This window comes from Micromonospora sp. CNZ322, assembly GCF_007827755.1.
In genome coordinates this window covers 266,907-286,473 of sequence record NZ_VITD01000010.1, presented here as the reverse complement: position 1 = coordinate 286,473, position 19,567 = coordinate 266,907, and the positions used below count along the sequence as shown (strand labels likewise).

The 19,567-nt window shown below is 71.8% G+C and carries 17 protein-coding genes; 11 read left to right on the top strand and 6 right to left on the bottom strand.

Going from position 1 to position 19,567, the window contains the following annotated elements; genetic code table 11:
• Positions 1 to 154: 154 nt before the first annotated feature.
• Positions 155 to 625, top strand: coding sequence for a GNAT family N-acetyltransferase (locus tag FB453_RS23690; RefSeq protein WP_112731200.1), 471 nt, complete (start codon positions 155 to 157; stop codon positions 623 to 625).
• A gap of 119 nt (positions 626 to 744) precedes the next feature.
• Here the strand turns inward: FB453_RS23690 and FB453_RS23685 are convergent, their stop codons facing one another.
• Positions 745 to 2,856 (bottom strand): glycogen debranching N-terminal domain-containing protein, encoded by a 2,112-nt coding sequence (locus tag FB453_RS23685; RefSeq protein WP_145793445.1) that lies wholly within the window; start codon positions 2,854 to 2,856, stop codon positions 745 to 747.
• A 157-nt stretch (positions 2,857 to 3,013) separates the two neighbouring features.
• On the opposite strand from FB453_RS23685, the gene FB453_RS23680 reads away from it, so the two are divergent.
• The 4 genes from FB453_RS23680 (at position 3,014) to FB453_RS23665 (ending at position 7,348) form a co-directional block, all read left to right on the top strand.
• A complete protein-coding gene (locus FB453_RS23680) occupies positions 3,014 to 3,991 on the top strand; it encodes a LacI family DNA-binding transcriptional regulator (protein WP_486480403.1) in 978 nt (325 codons plus the stop codon).
• A gap of 24 nt (positions 3,992 to 4,015) precedes the next feature.
• Positions 4,016 to 5,266, top strand: coding sequence for an extracellular solute-binding protein (locus FB453_RS23675; RefSeq protein WP_145793441.1), 1,251 nt, complete (start codon positions 4,016 to 4,018; stop codon positions 5,264 to 5,266).
• Between the two features lie 71 nt (positions 5,267 to 5,337).
• Positions 5,338 to 6,459, top strand: a complete 1,122-nt coding sequence (locus FB453_RS23670) for a carbohydrate ABC transporter permease (protein ID WP_186718468.1) — start codon at positions 5,338 to 5,340, stop codon at positions 6,457 to 6,459.
• A 1-nt stretch (position 6,460) separates the two neighbouring features.
• Entirely contained in the window at positions 6,461 to 7,348 is an 888-nt protein-coding gene (locus FB453_RS23665) for a carbohydrate ABC transporter permease (protein ID WP_145793439.1), read from the top strand.
• Between the two features lie 41 nt (positions 7,349 to 7,389).
• Here the strand turns inward: FB453_RS23665 and FB453_RS23660 are convergent, their stop codons facing one another.
• Entirely contained in the window at positions 7,390 to 7,971 is a 582-nt protein-coding gene (locus FB453_RS23660; protein WP_112586581.1) for a GNAT family N-acetyltransferase, read from the bottom strand.
• A 35-nt stretch (positions 7,972 to 8,006) separates the two neighbouring features.
• On the opposite strand from FB453_RS23660, the gene FB453_RS23655 reads away from it, so the two are divergent.
• On the top strand, positions 8,007 to 9,281 hold the full coding sequence (locus FB453_RS23655; RefSeq protein WP_145793437.1) for a glycosyltransferase 87 family protein: 1,275 nt from the start codon (positions 8,007 to 8,009) through the stop codon (positions 9,279 to 9,281).
• Here the strand turns inward: FB453_RS23655 and FB453_RS23650 are convergent.
• Positions 9,180 to 9,731, bottom strand: a complete 552-nt coding sequence (locus tag FB453_RS23650) for a GNAT family N-acetyltransferase (RefSeq protein ID WP_112586586.1) — start codon at positions 9,729 to 9,731, stop codon at positions 9,180 to 9,182. The genes FB453_RS23655 and FB453_RS23650 overlap by 102 nt on opposite strands.
• 79 nt (positions 9,732 to 9,810) lie before the next feature.
• Between FB453_RS23650 and FB453_RS23645 the strand changes: the two genes are divergently transcribed.
• The 5 genes from FB453_RS23645 (at position 9,811) to FB453_RS23625 (ending at position 16,062) form a co-directional block, all read left to right on the top strand.
• Complete coding sequence (locus FB453_RS23645; protein ID WP_145793435.1) at positions 9,811 to 11,040, top strand: DNA glycosylase AlkZ-like family protein; 1,230 nt, start codon at positions 9,811 to 9,813, stop codon at positions 11,038 to 11,040.
• 4 nt (positions 11,041 to 11,044) lie between these two features.
• Positions 11,045 to 11,698 (top strand): DUF2752 domain-containing protein, encoded by a 654-nt coding sequence (locus FB453_RS23640; protein ID WP_486480402.1) that lies wholly within the window; start codon positions 11,045 to 11,047, stop codon positions 11,696 to 11,698.
• A gap of 908 nt (positions 11,699 to 12,606) precedes the next feature.
• Entirely contained in the window at positions 12,607 to 13,347 is a 741-nt protein-coding gene (thyX, locus tag FB453_RS23635; RefSeq protein WP_091400425.1) for an FAD-dependent thymidylate synthase, read from the top strand.
• Positions 13,348 to 13,394: 47 nt separating this feature from the next.
• Positions 13,395 to 14,321 carry a 4-hydroxy-tetrahydrodipicolinate synthase gene (dapA, locus tag FB453_RS23630; protein WP_091400427.1) on the top strand — a complete coding sequence of 309 codons (927 nt, stop codon included), beginning with the start codon at positions 13,395 to 13,397 and terminating at the stop codon, positions 14,319 to 14,321.
• Between the two features lie 52 nt (positions 14,322 to 14,373).
• A complete protein-coding gene (locus tag FB453_RS23625; RefSeq protein ID WP_091400429.1) occupies positions 14,374 to 16,062 on the top strand; it encodes a ribonuclease J in 1,689 nt (562 codons plus the stop codon).
• 80 nt (positions 16,063 to 16,142) lie between these two features.
• Here the strand turns inward: FB453_RS23625 and FB453_RS23620 are convergent, their stop codons facing one another.
• The 3 genes from FB453_RS23620 to FB453_RS23610 form a co-directional block, all read right to left on the bottom strand.
• The gene (locus tag FB453_RS23620; protein ID WP_145793433.1) at positions 16,143 to 17,195 is read right to left on the bottom strand and encodes an LPXTG cell wall anchor domain-containing protein; all 1,053 of its coding nucleotides are present in this window, start codon (positions 17,193 to 17,195) and stop codon (positions 16,143 to 16,145) included.
• A gap of 123 nt (positions 17,196 to 17,318) precedes the next feature.
• Positions 17,319 to 18,893, bottom strand: a complete 1,575-nt coding sequence (locus FB453_RS23615) for a type III secretion system chaperone family protein (RefSeq protein WP_486480407.1) — start codon at positions 18,891 to 18,893, stop codon at positions 17,319 to 17,321.
• Between the two features lie 86 nt (positions 18,894 to 18,979).
• Positions 18,980 to 19,459: a YbjN domain-containing protein gene (locus FB453_RS23610; RefSeq protein ID WP_145793429.1), complete on the bottom strand. Its 480-nt coding sequence runs from the start codon at positions 19,457 to 19,459 to the stop codon at positions 18,980 to 18,982.
• Positions 19,460 to 19,567: the final 108 nt, after the last annotated feature.

Below are 19,567 nucleotides of genomic sequence, written 5' to 3'. Positions count from 1 at the left end.
TGCCAGGCACCATCTACCAGCACACCCAAGATCCCTACCAACTGACACATGTATCGGGACTTCAACACTGACAGATGTCATGGGACTGAATAGTTCCGAGGGCTGACGGAAACTGTCCAAGATCGGCGGGCGCGGGCCGGGTAGTATCCGCCGGATGATCGATGCGGGACACCTGGACCGGCGCGGGCGGCGACTCACGCTCCGGCCTGTCGACGACGACAACTGGCGGGCGGTGGCCGACGTCGCCCCGCGGGACGACCAACGCCGGTTCGTGGCCGCGCTGGGCGCGCGCTATCTGCTGTTGAGCACCCGCTCCGAGGTGTGGAACTCCCTCGCGGTGTACGCCGACGAGACCGTCGTCGGCCACGTCATGTGGGGCGTGGACGACGACGGTTCGCACTGGATCGGCGGGATGCTGATCGACGCCGCCGAGCAGGGCCAGGGCGTCGGCCGGGCCACCGTGCAGACGCTGGCCCCCTGGCTGGCGGCCCGGAACGGCAACCCCCCGGTCCGGCTGTCGTACCACCCCGACAACACCCCAGCCGCAGCCCTCTACACCTCCCTGGGCTTCCACCCCACGGGCGCCATGGACGACGACGAAGTAGTAGCCGAACGAACCCGCTAACCCGAGCCCTACGCCCCAGCGCCCGCCCTCGCGATCTTGCACTTTCTGTTGCGACGCATCGGACCTTCCGTACATCTCAACAACCCAGAGTGCAAGATCGCCGGGGCGTTCGGGCCGGCCTATCGGGGGAGGGACGGGGTTGTGGGGCGGCGTTGGGTGGGGAGGGACGGGGTTGGGGTCAGGCGGGTGGGGAGACCGGTGACGGTGGCTTCGCCGGTGCTGTCGACAGTGACGTGCACCGGGGTGTCGGCCACGCGGAGGCCGTCGACCGCTACGGCACCGAACTCTGCACCCGCGAGGGGTGCCAGCCGGACCGTGCCGCCCGGCACGTCCGGGTAGAGCCCCGTGGCGGCCTGGAGCAGCAGCACCGCGCCCGCCGCGGCCCACGCCTGCGGCCGGCACGAGGCCGGGTACGGCACCGGACGGCTCACCAGTGCCCGGTCGTCGCCGCCGTACAGCTCCGGCATCCGGTAGTCGAACGCCTCGGCCGCGCTGAGCAGCCCGTCGGCCAGACCGAGCGCGGCCTCGCGGTGCCCGGCGCGGGCCAGCCCACCGAGCACGATCGCGGTGTCGTGGGTCCAGATCGAGCCACAGTGGTACGACAACGGGCTGAACCCGGCGTCGTCGCTGGACATGGTGCGTAGCCCGAACCCGGCGGCCATCGTGTCGGTGGTGAGCAGGTGCGCGACCTGGGCCTCCTCGTCACGGTCGAGCAGACCGGTGCCGAGCAGGTGGCCGATGTTGCTGGTCAGCGAGTCGACCGGGCGCTTGTCGCGGTCGAGGGCCAGCGCGGGTTGCGGTCCGTGACGACCGTCCACCCAGAAGCTCTTGCGGAACCGGCCGACCAGTGCGGCGGCGTGCTCGCGCCAGCGGTCGGCGCCCGGGCGACCGAAGGCGTCCAGCAGGGCGGCGCCGTTCACGGCGGCCTCGTGCGCGTACCCCTGCACCTCGGCCAGCACGATCGGCGTGGTGGCCAGGGACCCGTCGTGGAAGCGGACGGCGTCACCGGAGTCCTTCCAGCCCTGGTTGGACAGCCCGTGCCCGGTGGTGTCGACGTACTCGACCAGGCCGTCACCGTCCGGGTCGGCGTGCTCGCCGAGCCAGCGCAGCGCCGCCTCCAGGTGCGGCAGCAGGGGCTCGATCTGCTCGGCGGGCATCCCCCAACGCCACGCGTCGTGCAGCAGGTTGACCCAGAGCATTGTGGCGTCGACGGTGCCGTAGTACGCCGGCGGAAGGCGCAGGCCGTTGTCGGGCAGGGCGAACGCGTGGCGGCGCAGCTCGTGCAGGATCTTGCCAGGGGCCTCGCCGGTCGTCGGGTCGACGCGGGTGCCCTGCCGACGGGCGAGCACGCGAAGGGTGCCGGCGGCCAGGTCGGTGCCGAGCGGCAGCATCATCCGGGCGGCCCAGAGGCTGTCCCGGCCGAACAGGGTGAGGAACCAGGGCACGCCGGCGCCGAGGAACACGTCGTCGGGTGCGCCGGTCTCGGCCAGTCGGAGGCCGCGCAGGTCGTCCAGGCTGCGGTCGAGCAGCCGGATCAGCCGTCGGTCGTCGGCGGTCACCTCGGGTCGGGACCACTCGGGCTCGCCGGCCGGGCCGACGACGACGGCGCGCGGGTCGTCGACGGTCACCTGCCAGCGCAGCACGGTCTCCCCGCCGGGGGGCAGGTCGACCGGCCAGACCAGCCGGGGTGCGGTGGCCCGCTCGCCGTCGACCAGCAGGTCGGCGCCTGGCGCGGTGACGGTGACGGTGATCCCGGCGCCTGACCAGGTGAGCGTGCCGGGCTGATCGGTCCTGGCCGTCAGCGCGTCGGTGGCGCCACCGGACTTGACGACCTCGATGGGTGCCAGGTCGCAGCCGAGGTCGACGGAGACGGTGGCCCGTACGCCGATCGTGGCGGTGGAGACGATCCGCAGCTCCTCGGTGAGGCCGTTGCGGGCGGCCCGCCGGAGTCGGTCGACGCGGACGGTGGGGTCGGGCGTCGGGTCACCGAGCCAGCGGGCCAGGCTCACGAAGTGTGCGCCGTGCGGCCCGTCGTCGCCGCGGGTCAGCCCTTCGAGTTCCCGCTCGTCGACCCGTAGCTCGGCGCGGGAGAGCACCCGGGCATCGGCGTGGAAGACGCCCTGGACGCCGGTCGGGCGGATCTGCCCGGTCGCGTCCCCCAACGCGCTGGTCGGGGCGAAGACCACCCCGACCAGCTCGTGCAGGAGGGGTTGCAGCTGGCGTTCGATCACGGTGTGGCTCCAGATCCTCGGGGTGCGGGGCGGCCATCTTGACAACGCGCCCCTGGCGGTGCAAAGTGCGAAACATTCCAGAAACTTGAACGATCCAATCCTGCCTTATCCAAATTGGATCGTTCAAGATGGCGAGAGGGATTAAGTGGCCGAAAAGGTGACCATCGCGACGGTGGCCCGGCACGCCCGAGTCAGCCGGCAGACGGTGTCCAACGTGCTCAACAGCCCGCACATCGTGCGGCAGGAAACCCGTCAGCGGGTCGAGGACGCGATCAACGCGCTTGGCTACCGAGCCAACCAGGCCGCCCGACAGATGCGCACCGGCCGGTCCCGCCTCATCGCCGCCCGGATCGACCCGACCCGCGACGGCATCAACGGCTCCGTGCTCGACCGCTTCCTGCACGGCCTCACCGAGACCGCCGACGCCGCCGGCTACCGGGTGCTGCTCTACACCGCCACCGACGACGACCGGGAGATCGCCACCTACGGCGACCTGCTCGGCACCTACGAGTTGGACGCGTTCGTGCTGGTGGGCACCAAGCACGGCGACCCGCGTACCGAATGGCTCGCCGACCGGGACGTGCCGTTCGTGACCTTCGGTCGCCCATGGGACGCGCTCGACGCGCACCCCTGGGTGGACGTGGACGGCGCCGCCGGCACCGCCCAGGCCACCCGGCGTCTGCTCGACGCCGGCCACCGGCGGATCGCCTTCATCGGCTGGCCGGTCGGCTCCGGCGTCGGTGACGACCGGCGGGCCGGCTGGCGCGACGCGCTGCGTGCGGCCGGCGTCGACCCGACCGGGCTGCACCGGGAGACCGAGGACGGCATCGCCGAGGGCGAACGCCTGATGCACGACCTGCTCAACACCGTGGCACCGAGCGCCGTGGTCTGCGCCAGCGACTCACTCGCCCTCGGCGCCCTCCAGGCGATTCGCGGCGTCGACCCGCCCGTGTCGGTGATCGGCTTCGACGACACGCCGGTGGCCGCCGCGATTGGGCTGACCAGCGTCAGCCAACCGCTCGGCGAGGCCGCCGCCCGCTGCGTGGACCTGCTCACCGGGGTCCTCGACGGCGACCACGAGACCCGCACCCCCGTGCTGCTCCAGCCCTCGTTGGCACTGCGGCACACCGCGTAGTCCCACCCCCCACCAGGAGAAACCATGGCACCCCGAACAATCACCCGGGCAGCGGTGGCCGGCCTCGCCGCCGTCGCCCTCCTCGGCTCCGCCGCCTGCGGCAGCGGCTTCGACGACTCCTCCGGCGACACCGCCCAGTCCAGCGGCCCGGCCAGCCTGCAGATCCTGATCGGCTCGTCCGGCGAGGCCGAGACCAAGGCCGTGCAGGACGCCGCCGCGAAGTGGGCCAGCAGCTCCGGCAACACCGCGACGGTCACCCCGGCACAGGACCTCACCCAGCAGCTCGGTCAGGCCCTCGCCGGCGGCACCCCGCCGGACGTCTTCTACGTGGACGCGGCTCAGTTCGCCAACTACGCCAGCGTCGGCGCCCTCGAGCCGTACGGCGACAAAATCAGCAACTCGGGCGACTTCTACGAGAGCCTGCGCAGCGCCTTCACGTACGACGGCAAGGTCTACTGCGCGCCCAAGGACTTCTCGACCCTGGCCCTGCAGATCAACACCGACCTGTGGACCAGGGCCGGGCTGACCGACGCCGACGTGCCGACGACCTGGGAGCAGCTCACCGCCGTCGCCCAGAAGATCAAGGCCAAGGGGCAGGTCCCGCTGGCCCTCGGTGACACCCGGGACCGGATCGGCGCCTTCATGGTGCAGAACGGCGGCTGGCTGGTGAGCAAGGACGGCAAGCAGCCCACGGCCGACACCCCGGAAAACCTCGCCGCCCTCCAGTACGTCAAGACCATGCTCGGCACCGGCCTGGCCAAGTACCCGAAGCAGCTCGACGCCGGCTGGTCCGGTGAGGCGTTCGGCAAGGGCAAGGCCGTGATGACCATCGAGGGCAACTGGATCAAGGGTGCCCTGCAGAACGACTTCCCGAACGTGAAGTACAAGGTCGTGGCGCTGCCGGCCGGCCCCAAGGGCCAGGGCACCCTCTCCTTCACCCAGTGCTGGGGCATCGCCGCGAAGAGCAAGTACAAGGATCAGGCGATCAAGTTCGTCGAGGCGATGACCAGCGGCGAGCAGCAGATGACCTTCGCCAAGGCGTTCGGTGTCATGCCGTCCCGCCAGTCGGCCCGCGACCAGTACACCGCCGCCTTCCCGGCGGACAAGGTGTTCATCGACGGGGCCGCGTACGCCCAGGGCCCGGTGAACGCCCCGAAGATGGACAGCGTCCTCAAGGACCTCGACACCGGTCTACAGGGGCTGGCCAACGGCGACCCGAAGACCGTGCTGCAGAACTTCGACAAGAACGCCAAGGCGGCGCTCGGCGGCAGCTGAGGTGATGGCGGGGGCCCCGGCGAACACCGGGCCCCCGCCGCACGTCGGCCGGAGAGAGGAAGGGAGGGAAGATGGCAACCGAGACACTGACCGCCGCGGCGACCGCGGGCGGGGTCGGCCCCCGCCGACGCAGGGGCGGCATCCGGAGCAACGAGAACCTCGCCGGCTGGCTCTTCGTCGCGCCGGTGATCGTCATTCTGGGGCTGTTCCTGCTGCTGCCGATCCTGATGGCGCTCTGGGTCAGCCTGACCGACTGGAACGGCCAGGGCAGCCCGTTCACCGGCGACGTCCCGTTCGTCGGCGCGCACAACTACACCCAGTTGTTCACCGAGGACGGGCTGGCCCGCCGCGACTTCATGACCAGCATCCGCAACAACATCTACTACGTGGCGATCGTGGTGCCGGCGCAGACCGTGCTCGCTCTCGGACTGGCGTTGGTCGTCAACAACCGGATGCTCAAGGGCAAGAGTTTCTTCCGCAGCGCCTTCTACTTCCCCTCGGTGACCAGCTCGGTAGCTATCAGCGTGGTGTTCCTGTTCCTCTTCGCCAACTCCGGCGCGGTGAACGCCCTGCTCGGTTTCCTCGGAATCGACGGCCCGGAGTGGTTCGCCGACTCCCGCGGCGTGCTGCACCTGCTGTTCGGCGCGGTCGGCGTCGACTCGCCACCGGCGGCACTGGCCGACGGCGGCCCGTTCGGGCTGACCTGGTGGGACTGGCTGGCCGGCCCGAGCGTCGCGATGATCTCGATCATCACGCTGGTCGTCTGGACCACCTCCGGCACCTTCATGCTGATGTTCCTGGCCGGGCTGCAGAACGTGCCGGTCACGCTGGACGAGGCGAGCACCCTCGACGGCGCTTCCCGGTGGCAGCGCTTCCGGTACGTCACAGTGCCGATGATCAGGCCCACCACCTTCCTGGTGCTCACCCTCGGCATGATCGGCTCCTGGCAGGTCTTCGACCAGGTGTACGTGATGAGCCAGGGCGACCCGGCCAAGACCACGCTCACCCCGGCGTACCTGTCGTACCGGACCGCCTTCCGGGACTTCGACTACGGCTCCGGCGCGGCGATCTCCTTCGTCCTGTTTCTGATCATCATCGTGCTCACAGTGATCCAGCGCCGGGCGCTGGCCGAGCGGGACACCGACCGGCCGCGCCGCGGCCGGTGGCGTCGGCGCGTACCGGAAAGGTCCTGAGATGGCCGTGCTCACCGACCGCCCGGCGGCGGCGCCCGCGCGGCGTCAGCAGCGCGCGGCCCGCACCCTGGCCACCCGCTTTCTGGGGTACGCCACGCTGGTCTTCTTCGGGCTGGTGTTCCTCTACCCGTTCGTCATCCAGATCGGCAACGCGCTCAAGACCGAGCCCGACGCGGCGGCGAACCCGCTGTCACCGTTTCCGGACCCGCTCACGCTGGCCGGCTTCGAACGGATCTTCGCCGGCACCAACTTCCCGCTGTGGCTGGGCAACTCGCTCCTGGTGACGGTGCTGGTCACCATCGGCCGGGTCTTCTTCGACTCGCTCGCCGGGTACGCGCTGGCCCGGCTGCGGTTCGCCGGCCGCGGCGGGCTGTTCGCCGCCGTCATCGCGGTGATGGCGGTGCCCGGTGTGGTGTTGCTGATCCCGAAGTTCCTGGTGCTCAACCAGCTCGGCCTCTACAACAGCTACGCCGGGCTGGTGGTGCCGCTGCTGGCCGACGCGGCGGGCGTGTTCATCATGAAGCAGTTCTTCGAGTCGATCCCGGTGAGTGTCGAGGAGGCCGCCCGGATAGACGGGGCAAGCATCTTCCGTACCTTCTGGTCGGTGGTGCTGCCGATGGCGAAACCGGCGCTGATCACCCTCACCATCCTGTCGTTCCAGGGCTCCTGGAACGAGTTCCCGCACAGCCTGGTGTCGGTGCAGGACCCGGACCTGTTCACCCTCCCGCGCGGGTTGGCCGACCTGGTCAGTGGCTCGCTCGGCAAGGGCACCCAGTACCCGCTCAAGCTCGGCGCCGCGCTGCTGGCCACCATCCCGGTAGCGATCATCTTCGTGGTGTTCCAGCGGTACTTCGTCCGCGACGCCAACGACGGCTCGGACAAGGGCTGACCGGCCCGGTGTGGCGGCCCTGCCGGGGCCGCCACACCGGTTCACTCGGCCGGTACCTTCTCGGTCGGCACGCCCACGTGCAGGCGCACCTGGGGCACCAGCATGTCGTCGACGTCCAGCGCCCGGGCCGCGCCGTCGGGCTCCCACCCGGTGCTGGTCAGGAACTTGCGGGTCGCCTCGTCACCGTCGAACGCCCACGCCACCGCCCGACTCATCCCGTCCTCGCGCCACAGGTCGACGGCGGCCGCGAGCAGCCGACTGCCGTGCCCCCGCCGGCCCCACCGCGGCTCCACCAGCAGGTCGGTCACCGCCGCCACGTCCGGGCCGAGCGCGTCGGCCGGTTCACCCGGAGCCAACGCCTCGCCGTCGGCCGGGCCGGAGGCGGCGAACCCCACCAGATACGATTGCTCGGCCTGTTCGACGGCGACCAGCACCCGGTGCGCGCCCGAGGGCGGCTCCAGCACCGCGGCGCTCCACCGCCGGGCGAGGAACGCCTCGTCCAGGTTGTCGAGCACATGCCGAGGAAGGATCCGGCGGTACGCGACCCGCCAGGTCGCGAGCTGGATGCGTGCGATCTCGCCGGCGTCCTCGGGACGCGCCGGGCGGACGTACCCGAGAGCCATGGGACGGAAGCCTACGCAGGGCGAGGGAGACGACGGTGGCGCAGGGTGCCAACAGGACGACCGCGCAGGTCGTCGGGGTGGTGGTGCTCGCCGCGGCGGTCACCGGGTTCCTCGCCGTCGCCGCCGTCCGGCACGGGTTCTTCGACCTGAAGGTCTACTACGGCGCGTTGACCTGGTGGGTGCACGACGGCGGGGAGATCTACGACTATCTCAAGCCGGGCACCCAGTACGGCTTCACCTATCCGCCGTTCGCCGCGCTGGTCATGCTGCCGATGGCGTACCTGCCGTGGACGGCCGCGATCGTGGTGAGCGTGCTCGCCAGCGTGGCCACCACCACGGTGCTGATCTGGTGGCTGGTCGACCCGATCGCCCGCCGCGCCGGCTGGACCCGGTGGTTCGCCCTCGCCGTGGCGCTCTGCCTGGCCGCCGCGTTCGAACCAATGCGGGAGACGGTCAACTTCGGCCAGGTCAACACGCTGCTGCTCTTCCTGGTGGCGGTGGACCTGCTGCGGCTGCTGCCGGCCGGCAACCGGTGGGCCGGGGTGGGCATCGGCCTCGCCACGGCGATCAAACTGACTCCTGGCGTGTTCATCGTCTACCTGCTGGTGACCGGGCGGTGGCGGGCGGCGCTCACCGCCAGCGGCACGGCCGCCGGGGTGTCGCTGCTGGCCGCCGCGCTCTTCCCCGACGCGTCCCGGGAGTTCTGGACCGAGGCGCTGTGGAACACCGGGCGGGTGGGCGAGCTGGCCTTCGTCTCCAACCAGTCGCTACGCGGGGTGGTCGCCCGGCTCGACCCGGAGCACCCGAGCGCAGTGCTGTGGGTGCTGCTGGTGCTCGGCACCCTGGCGCTCTGGGCCTGGCGCTCCCGGGCCGCCGTTGCGGCCGGCGACGAGGCGACCGGCCTGGCGCTGACCGGCGCGGTGATGTGCCTGGTCAGCCCGGTCACCTGGGTGCACCACCTGGTCTGGCTGCTGCCCGCGTTGATCCTGCTGGTCGACAACGCGATGGCCGCGCCGGCCGGCCGCCGACGGCAGGTCCTGCTGCTCACCGCGACCATCGGGTACGCGCTGCTGATCAGCCGGACCGTCTGGCTCTGGGAGAAGGACTTCAGCGGCGCCGACGGCTTCCTGGGCAGCAACGCCTACGTGTGGGTCAGTCTGGCGCTGCTGGCTTTCCTGCCGATCCGCCGGTGGCTGACCCCGAACGGGTCAGTGGTCGAGGCGTCCGGCGTACCGCAACTCGACCAGCCCGACCGGCGGACCCCCACCGGCCAGCGGCACCTGGTAGGTCGACCGCTCACCGTCCGGTGACAGGCCGGCGCGCTCGCAGAACCGCCGGGCCCGCCGGTTGTCCGCCAGCACCCACGCCCGGTACCCGGCCCAGCCCCGCTCGGTGAGCCCGCTCCGGGCGGCGTCCAGCAGCGCCGCGGCGGTCCCGTCACCCCAGTGGGCCGGCTCCACGTAGAGCGCCACCACCTCGCCGACCGTCGGGTCCAGGTCGTCCCGGTCCTGGTTGCGGCGGTACGGCCCGAAGGTGGTGAAACCCACGACCAACCCGTCCACCTCGCCGAGCACTGTGGTGAACGGGTGTTCCGGATCGGCGGTGCCGACGTCGCGACGACGCTGCGCCCAGGCCACCACGTTGAGCCGCCCGAGCACCTCGTCCGGCATGAAGCCGGCGTAGCCCGCCTGCCAGCCGTGCACGTGTACCTGGGCGACCGCCTCGGCGTCGTCCGGTTCCTCCCGACGGATGGTCAGCATTGCACCGTTCTATGCCCCGTTGGTCGTCACGTCCAGCTTCCCGCACCGGCGTCGTACCGATGAATTAAGGTCGCCGACGATGACCGCACCGGAATCACTCTCGCTCGCCCAGGCCCGCCGCGTGGCGCTCGCCGCCCAGGGCTTCGCCGACCCGGCGCCGACGGGCGTGCCTACCCGCCGGCACCTGCGTCGCGTGCTGGGCCGGGTCGGGCTGATCCAGATGGACTCGGTCAACGTGCTGCAACGCGCGCACTACCTGCCGCTCTACAGCCGGCTCGGGCCCTACCCGACCACGTTGCTCGACCAGGCCGCCTACCAGCGCCCCCGCGAGCTGTTCGAATACTGGGGCCATGAGGCGTCGCTGGTCCCGGTGGAGCTGCACCCGATGCTGCGCTGGCGGATGGCCCGCGCGCACAGCGAATCGTGGGGCGGCATGCGGCGGATCGCCCAGGAGCAGCCGGAGCTGGTCGCCTGGGTCCGGGACGAGGTGGCCGCCCGGGGGCCGCTGACCGCCGCCGAGATCGAGCACGACGCGCCCCGGGAGACCGGCAACTGGGGTTGGAACTGGTCGGCGGTCAAGCGGGCGTTGGAGTTCCTGTTCTGGGCCGGGGAGGTGGCCGCCGCCGAGCGCAGCACCTCCTTCGCCCGCCGCTACGACCTGCCCGAGCGGGTGCTGCCCGCGGCGGTGCTGGCCGCGCCCACCCCGACCGACGCCGAGGCGTACCGAACGTTGGTTGCCCTCGCCGCGCGGTCCCTCGGGGTGGCCGCCGAGCCGGAGCTGCGCGACTACTTCCGGTTGCCGCTGGCCGGCGCCCGGCAGGCCGTCGCGGAGCTGGCCGAGGCCGGTGAGCTGGTGCCGGTCACCGTGGCGGGCTGGCGGCAGCCGGCCTGGCTGCACACGTCCGCCCGGCTGCCCCGCTGGGTGCGGGGCAACACACTGGTCAGCCCCTTCGATCCGCTGATCTGGGAACGGGCCCGCACCGAGCGACTGTTCGACTTCAGCTACCGGATCGAGATCTACGTCCCGGCGCCACAGCGGGTCTACGGGTACTACGTGTTGCCGTTCCTGCAAGGCGACCGGTTCACTGCCCGGGTCGATCTGAAGGCAGATCGGAAGGCCGGGGTGCTGCTGGTGCCGGCCGCCTGGCTCGAACCCGGCGCCGACCCGGGGGAGACCGCCGTCGCGCTCGCCGCCGAGCTGTACCGTCTCGCCGGCTGGCTCGGCCTGGACGCGGTGGCCCCGCCGGCGGCCGGCGATCTGGCCGGTCCGCTCACCGCCGCGTTGGCCGGCGTGTCCGGTGTACCGTGAGCGCGTGACGAGCGCTCCCGGACCGGTCGACCAGCCGCACCCCGCCCCCGGCGCGGTCCACACGGCGCCTGCCGACGGTGACACGAATCCCGGTGGCTTCAATTCTGGTGGCTCGGGTCCCGCTGGCTTCGGTCCCGCCGGCTTCGGTCCCGGCGGCTCGGGTCCGGAGGGCTGGCCGACGACACCGCCGGGTGGCTACGCGGCGCCCGAGCCGGACCGGCTCACCCGGTTCGTGCTGCGGCTCTACGAACGTTCCCCGCGCTGGGCGGTGCCGCTGGCCGCGATCGGCTGTGTCGCCGTCGGCATGAGCTACGCGCTGCTCAGCAACCCGACCTACGCCGACCCGGACGCCGCGCCCACCTGTCTGCTCAAGCTCACCACCGGGCTGGACTGCCCGGGCTGCGGTGGCACCCGCGCACTCTGGTACGTGCTGCACGGCGACCTGCCGGCCGCCGCCCGGCATCACTTCCTGTTCGTCTTCGCGCTGCCGTTCCTCGCGTACCTCTTCGTGGCCTGGGCGGGCAACCAGGCGTTCGGTTGGCGACTGCCCGAGCTGCGGATCAGCTCGAAGGTCATCGGCGGTTTCCTGGCCGCGTGGCTGGCCTTCTCGGTGCTACGCAACCTGCCCTGGGCGCCGTTCACCTCGCTCTACGTCTGACCGCGCCGTCGCCCGCCGCCGGCGCAGCCCGCCGCCGGCGCAGCCCGCCGCCGGCGCAGCCCGCCGCCGGCGCAGCCCGCCGCCGGCGCAGCCGCCGCGCCGTCGTCTGAGGCGCCAGTGCCGGACCTGCCGCCGCTCGACCGGCCGATGCCCCGGCGTGCGACCGGCGGGCGGATGCAGGCTCGGCCGGGCATGCGCTGTTCGGGCGTCCTTTGGAGCTGAATCGTTTACGACATCAGCGTCTCCTCCGGTGCCCACCACCCATGATCGACTCGGCATCCAGGAAACCGGGCCATCCACCCGGCCCGGATAGCCCGACTTTCAGGAACGCGAGTCGATCACCCCGGTGGGCAGCCCGGACATCCGCGCTCTGCGGCCCACGGCGGCCGACGCATCTCGCTCCATGATCGTGCTCGATCCTGGATGTAGTGGTGTCGGGCGAGGTGGATGCCACTACATCCAGGATGTTGCGCGATCTTGCGGGTGGGCGGTTGCCAGACTGCTCGGGTCGCAGGGTCGCAGGGTCGCAGGGTCGTTCGGGGCCGTTCGGGGCCGTTCGGGTCGTTCGGGGCCGTTCGGGCCGTTCGGGCTCGCTTGGGTCGTTCGGGTCGATTGGGCGGCGCTCGGGCCGTGCTCGTCGGGTTGGGCGGGCCCGTCCTTGGCAGATGACGTGCCTGATGAAGAGCCATCCGCCGGGCCGATGTCGCAAACGATTCAGCTCCAAAGGACGCTGATGGAACTGTCCGCCCCGGTCTCGACAACGACAACGATGACCCCGGGCCCCGGGCCCCGGGCCCCGGGCCCCGGGCTTCGGCGGCTTCACCGCTGCCGAGTGATCGACATTGCACGGGGCGCGCCTGAGTTGGGTCGGGCGGCACCCCACCACTAAAGTCCCAGGAATGCCGGACATGGTGCAGCCCCAGGTCAAGTTGATCGCGTGGACCCAATTCGCGGCCCCGGACGACGTGCCGTGGTCGACCGACGCGGAGGGCGGCCAGGCGCTCGCCGAGTTCGCCGGTCGGGCCTGCTACCAGTCGTGGAAGAAGCCGAACCCGGCGACCGCCACCAACGCCGGCTACCTGGCGCACATCCTCGAAGTGGGCCACCTGAGCGTGCTGGAGCACGGCTCGGTCACCTTCTACTTCACCGGGGTGTCCCGCTCCTTCACCCACGAGCTGATCCGGCACCGGCACTTCTCGTACTCCCAGCTGTCGCAGCGCTACGTCCCGGAGCGGGACGCGGCCATGGTCGAGCCGGCCGTCATCGCCGACGACCCGGAGCTGCACAAGAAGTTCGTGGAGGCCGCCGAGGCGAGCGTTCGGGCGTACACCGAGTTGCTGGAGGGCCTCGAGCAGCGCTTCTCCGACGAGCCCAACCCGACGCTGCGCCGCAAGCAGGCCCGGCAGGCGGCCCGCGCGGTGCTGCCCAACGCCACCGAGACCCGGATCGTGGTCTCCGGCAACTACCGGGCCTGGAGGCACTTCATCGCCATGCGCGCCACCGAGCACGCCGACGTGGAGATCCGTGAGCTGGCCGTGGAGTGCCTGCGCCAGCTCCAGGGTGTCGCACCGAACGTGTTCGCCGACTTCGTGATCACCACGCTGCCGGACGGCACCGAAGTGGCGGCCAGCCCGCACGAGGCGTCCTGAGCCCTTCCCCGGCGGGCCTCGGCTGGTCGTCCGCTAGGTTGGAGGGTATGACGCACGACCACCTCGACGCCGCAGCCCGACCGGCGTCCCGCCCCTTCGGCCGGCTGCTCACAGCCATGGTGACCCCGCTCACCCCCGACGGTTCCCTCGATCTCGACGGCGCCGCCCGGCTGGCGAGCCACCTGGTCGACGAGCAGGGCAACGACGCGCTGGTGGTCAACGGCACCACCGGCGAGTCGCCGACCACCACCGACGCGGAGAAGGAACACCTGATCCGGGCCGTGGTGGAGGCCGTCGGTGACCGCGCCAAGGTGGTCGCGGGCGTCGGCACCAACGACACCCGGCACACCATCGAGCTGGCCGCCGCCGCCGAGAAGGCGGGTGCGCACGGACTGCTGGTGGTCACCCCGTACTACAACAAGCCGCCGCAGAGCGGGTTGCTGCGACACTTCACCGCGGTGGCCGACGCCACCGGCCTGCCGGTGATGCTGTACGACATCCCGCACCGCTCGGGCGTGCCGATCGACACCGAGACGTTGGTCCGGCTCGCCGAACACGGCCGGATCGTCGCGGTCAAGGACGCCAAGGGCGACCTGACCGCCACCAGCTGGGTCACCAGCCGGACCAGCCTCGCCTTCTACAGCGGCGAGGACGCCCTCACCCTGCCGGCGCTGGCCGTCGGATGCGTGGGCGTGGTCGGCACCTCGACGCACTTCACCGGGGCGCTGACCGCACAGATGATCGAGGCGTACGACGCGGGGGACATGCCGACCGCGCTGGCCCTGCACCGGCGGCTGCTGCCGCTGTTCACCGGCATCTTCCGTACCCAGGGCACCATCCTGGTGAAGGCGGGCCTGGCGTCGCTGGGCCTGCCTGCCGGCCCGGTGCGACCCCCGCTCGTGGACGCCACCGACGACGAGATCGCCCAGCTGCGCGCGGACTTCGCGGCAGCGGGCCTGGAGCTGCCCGAATGAACGAACGACACGATGGACGTCGAGTAACGGCGTCGCAGAATGAGGTGGACGCGTGACCGAGGCGCACATCGAGGCGGAGCTACCCCCGCCGCTGCCGGAAGGCGGCCTGCGGATCATCCCGCTCGGCGGGCTCGGCGCCATCGGTCGGAACATGACCGTCTTCGAGTACGACGGCAAGTTGCTGATCGTCGACTGCGGGGTGTTGTTCCCCGACGTCGAGCAGCCGGGTGTGGACTTGATCCTGCCCGACTTCGGTCCGATCCTGGACCGGCTGGCCGACGTCCAGGCGATCGTGCTGACGCACGGTCACGAGGACCACATCGGCGCGGTGCCGTACCTGCTCGCCCACAAGCCCGACATCCCGCTGGTCGGCTCACAGTTCACCCTCGCCCTGGTCGAGGCGAAGTTGGCCGAGCGGCGGATCCAGCCGTACACGCTGACCGTGCGGGAGGGCGGCCGTGAGCGGCTCGGCCCGTTCGAGTGTGAGTTCTTCGCTGTCAACCACTCGATCCCGGACGCCCTCGCGGTGGCCATCCGCACCCCCGCCGGCCTGGTGCTGCACACCGGCGATTTCAAGATGGACCAGCTGCCGCTGGACGGCCGGATCACCGACCTGGCCGGTTTCGCCCGGCTCGGCGCCGAAGGCGTCGACCTGCTGCTGTCCGACTCCACCAACGCGGAGATCCCCGGTTTTGTCACCCCGGAGCGGGAGATCGGCCCGGTGCTCGACTCGATCTTCGCGAAGGCCAAGGGCCGGATCATCGTGGCCTCGTTCGCCTCGCACGTGCACCGCGTGCAGCAGGTCTTTGACTCCGCCGCCGAGCACGGCCGAAAGGTCGCGCTGATCGGCCGGTCCATGGTCCGCAACATGGGCATCGCCCGGGACCTCGGCCTGCTCAACATCCCGGCCGGCCTGGTCATCAGCATCGACGAGGCGACCACGCTGCCGCCGGATGAGATCGTGCTGATGTCCACCGGTTCCCAGGGTGAGCCGATGAGCGCGCTGGGCCGGATGGCCAGCGGTGACCACCGGCACATCACCATCGCCCCCGGTGACACGGTCGTGCTGGCCTCCTCACTGGTGCCCGGAAACGAGACCTCGGTCTACCGGGTGATCAACCGGCTCGCGCGGGCCGGCGCGGTGGTAGTGCACAAGGACGTGGCCAAGGTGCACGTCTCCGGGCACGCCCCCGCCGGGGAGCTGCTCTACCTGCTCAACGTGGTCCGGCCCAGCAACCTGATGCCCGTGCACGGCGAGTGGCGTCACCTGCGCGCCCACGCCCGGCTTGGCATCGAGTCCGGGGTCGCCGCCGACCGGGTGGTGCTCTGCGAGGACGGCGACGTGGTCGACCTGGTCGAGGGTCGTGCCAGCGTGGTGGGGCACGTGAAGAGCCGGTACGTCTACGTGGACGGCCTCGCCGTCGGTGACGTCAGCGAGTCGCTGCTCACCGAACGGCGGATTCTCGGTGACGGCGGTTTCATCGCCACCACAGTGGTCGTCGACTCGGTCACCGGCAAGGTGGTCGCGGGCCCGACGCTCTCCGCGAAGGGCTTCTCCGAGGACCCGGAGGCGTTCAACCCGGTGGTGCCGCTGGTCACCGAGGCGCTCAACCGGGCCGCGGCGGACGGCATCACCGACCCGCACCAGCTTCAGCAGATCGTTCGGCGGACCGTGGGGCGGTGGGTCAACGACAAGTACCGTCGTCGGCCGATGATCGTGCCCACCGTCGTCGAGGTCTGACCGCACGCGTCACGATGCCCGCCCGCACACGAGGTGCGGGCGGGCATCGCCGTTTTCAGGACTGGGCTCGCCGTTGCGAATCAGCCACGCTGGAGCCGGCGTCGCAGGAGCAGCAGTCCGCCGCCGAGAGTCAGCAGCGACACGCCGATCAGGCCGTACACGATGGTGGTCGTGCCGGTGCGCGGCAGTTCCGTTGCCTCCGGGGCGGGCGTGGCCGGCGCCGTGGTCGCTGGCGTGGTCGGGTCGGCCGGTGGCGCGGTGGTGGCCGCGCCGCCTCCGGATCCGCCGCCGGTCAGGCGGAGCGTCACCGAGGTGTCCGGGTTGGTGTACCGGGTGGTGGGCGCGAGCCAGAGCCGAACGCTCTTCGTGCCGCCAGAGGTCGTCACCCGTACGTCGAAGCTGTCCGTGGCGCCGTCCGCGAGGCGGCGCTCGCGCAGGATCTCGCAGCCCACACCGTTCATCCGGCCGCTGTCGGAGCACCCCGGTGCGGTGACCCGCACCCCGGCCGGGGTGGCGACGTTCAACGAGTACCCGCCGATGTCGAACGTGCCGGTGTTCGTGACCCGGACCCGGATGGTCGCGGCACCGTCGACGACCGGGCCGGCGGTGGCCCGTAGCCGCAGCGTCGTGCGGTCCGGCCAGTTGATCCGGAATTCGGTGGGTCGGTCGGCGCGGCCAGTGGCGTCCTGACCGGCAACGGAACCCCACCCGGTCACCCCGAAGACCGGCTGCGCAGCCGATGAGGTCACCGTCAGGCGGTACGTCCGATCGCCCCCGGCGGGCAGTTCCGCGCCGCCGCAGACCCAGGTCCTCGGCGCACCGTCGCCGGCCCGGCAGTCGCCGCCAGCGGTCAGGTCGGCGTCCTGTGGCAGGCGGAGCACGAAGAAGCCCTTCGCCGCTGCCCCACCCTCGTTGACGACTTTGACCTCCAGCGGACCCGACGGGTGCCACGGGTCGCCGCCGAGGAAGACGATGTCGGCCCGGGCCAGGATCGTCGGCGCGGCGTTCCCGGCCGTCGTGCTCGGCGAGACGGTCGGCTTTGCGGGGGCGGCACCGGCAACGGTCGGGGTGGCGAGGGCGGACAGGGCGAGCACGGCGGCACCGACGATGCCGGACCGGAGAGGGCGGTTCATGACGACTCCCGAGGGGTTGCGGTGGGCTGACGGCGATATCACCCCGGTGCCGTTCTCCCGGTTGCGAGCTGTCGGATGTCGTGCAGTCGCGCGGCAACTGCAACCGTTGGCGCCCCTGGCGAATCAGGGCAGCGCGGCGACGGCCTCGGCGTACGCGATGCCGGTGGCGATGGCGGCGTCCATGAGGACCCGTAGCTGCGCCGGGGCGACCCCGTGCGCCAGGTCGGTGGCCACGTCGCCGGCCAGCACCAACTCGTCGCCGAGGTCGTGTGCGTACGCCTTGGGCAGCAGCCGGTCGTGGTTCCACGCGTTGCAGAAGGCGTACGCCTCGGCGCGGCGGGCCGTTGGCAGCCGGCGGTCGGCCATGGCGCGGACGTGCAGCACCTCGCCGCGCTCACCGGCCCGCCGGAACTGGATCACCGCCCCCTCCCAGTGGCCGACCACGGTCTCGCCCTCGTCCACGAGGTATCGGTCGCCGCGCCCGTCCAGGATCCCGGTGATCATGCCGAGGGAGAGCGCGGACAACTCGCGTTCGCCCAGCTCGGCCTCGGTCTCGGCCTCGGGCCAGTCGGCGTCGGGCTCGTCTGGCTCGTCAGGTTCGTCGTCGGTGGGCAGCGGAACCGGCGCCGCGAGCGGGCGCTCGGCCAGCCATGCGGCCATCCGTCCGGAGTGGTGCCCGGTGCCGTTGCGCGCGTCGAAGCTGCCGGCCAACTCGTTGGCCACCCCGAGCAGCAGCGCCCCGAGCGTGGCGACGTCCAACTCGGTGGCCGTCCGTTCGCCGTACGCCGGCCGGGGCATCGTCCGCCCGCCCAGCCCTGCCTCGACGGCCAGCCCGCAGACCAGTGCCCCGGCTGCGGCGAACTCCATGGCGGCGAGATCGTCGGTCGGCCGGTCCAACCGGGGCAGCTGCTCGGCCAGAATGGCCAGCCCGCGTTCCAGGTGCCCGCCCAGCGCGCAGAACCGCAGGTGCGCGGCGAGGTGCGGGAACGCCGCGCGCTCCCGCCGGTGCCGGCGGTACGCCCGCACGTGCGCCGTCGCCGCCCGTGCCTGCTCGCCGGTGCGCAGTGCCGGCAGCAGACCGGCGACCAGGTCCCGCTCGGGTTGGTCGGTGCAGGACTGCGGGTCGCCATCGGTTTCCCCGAGCTCGCTGACCGCGGCATGCCACTCGCCCCAGCCGGCCAGCAGCTCGGCACGCCGGGCCGAGGCGCAGCCCGGGCAGCCGCCGGCCGGGCCCGGCCGTTTTCCGGACCACCGTTCGTACCAGTGCCGGGCGGTGGGCTCGTCGCCCAGGTGATCGGCGATCCGGCAGTGCAGCTCAGCGACGGTCGGTGTGTCCGGGCCGTCCGCGCCGACGCGGTGGGCCAGGTCGTGCAGCAGGGACCGGGTCTGGTCCAGCCCGACGCGGGGGGTGCCGAGCAGCGCCTCAACCGCGTACCGCTGGTAGCGCAGCAGCAGGCCGGTCTCCGTTTCGGTGAGCAGGTCGGGTCGGTGGTCGGCGGCGGCCCGGCAGCGCCGGACCGGCTCGACCAGACGCCACCGCTCCCCGTGCAGCAGGTACGCCTCGATCAACGCGAACCGCGCGTCCATCCCGGACCGGACGTCGCCGGCCGCGTCGGCGCGCTCGGCGAGCCGCTCCAGGGCCACCTGCCGGGCCGGGCCGTCGGGAAGGTCCCGAGCCTCGGCGAGCGCGGCCTCCAGCGCCGGTACGCGGCCCCGCGCGAGCCGGTCACCGGAGCCGGTGGGTGGCGTGCCGGTGCGGCTGCCGGTGAACTCGTCCCGGCCGGTCACGACGGCACCGCGCCGGGTAGTCGACGGACCGCCACGGCCAGCTGGCAGCCGGTGGAGATGCCACAGTCGAGCAGTTGGTCGAGCTGGTGTGGGGTCACGCCGCGTTCCAGGTCGGTGATCACCTCTCCGTACACCCGGGCCCGACCGTCGTCGGCGACGTGGACGAACGCCTTCGGCCAGAGCCGGTCGTGGTTCCAGGAGTTGCAGAACGCGTACAGGTCGGGCACCCGTTCGATGCCGAAGGTCGGATCGACCATGGTGCGGATCTGGAGCAGCTCCCCGTCCCCGCCGACGCGGAGGAACCAGATCAGGTTGTCGTCGAAGTGGCCCACCAGCTCGCCGTCCGGGGTCGGATCGACGGATCGGCCACGGGCAGCGAGCACCGCGGCGACCAGATCGCCGGTCAGCGGACGCAGTGCGCCAGGGTGCCCGGCCAGCGGATCGTCCGGATCGCCTTCGATTTCCGGCGACGCCATGGGGCATCCCTTCTGAGGCGGATATCACGGCCGGCGGTGGGGTTCGTGTTACGACGCGCGGACACGACCCGGAAAAGCGGGGATCTGCCCGGCCCCACCGTTACCGTG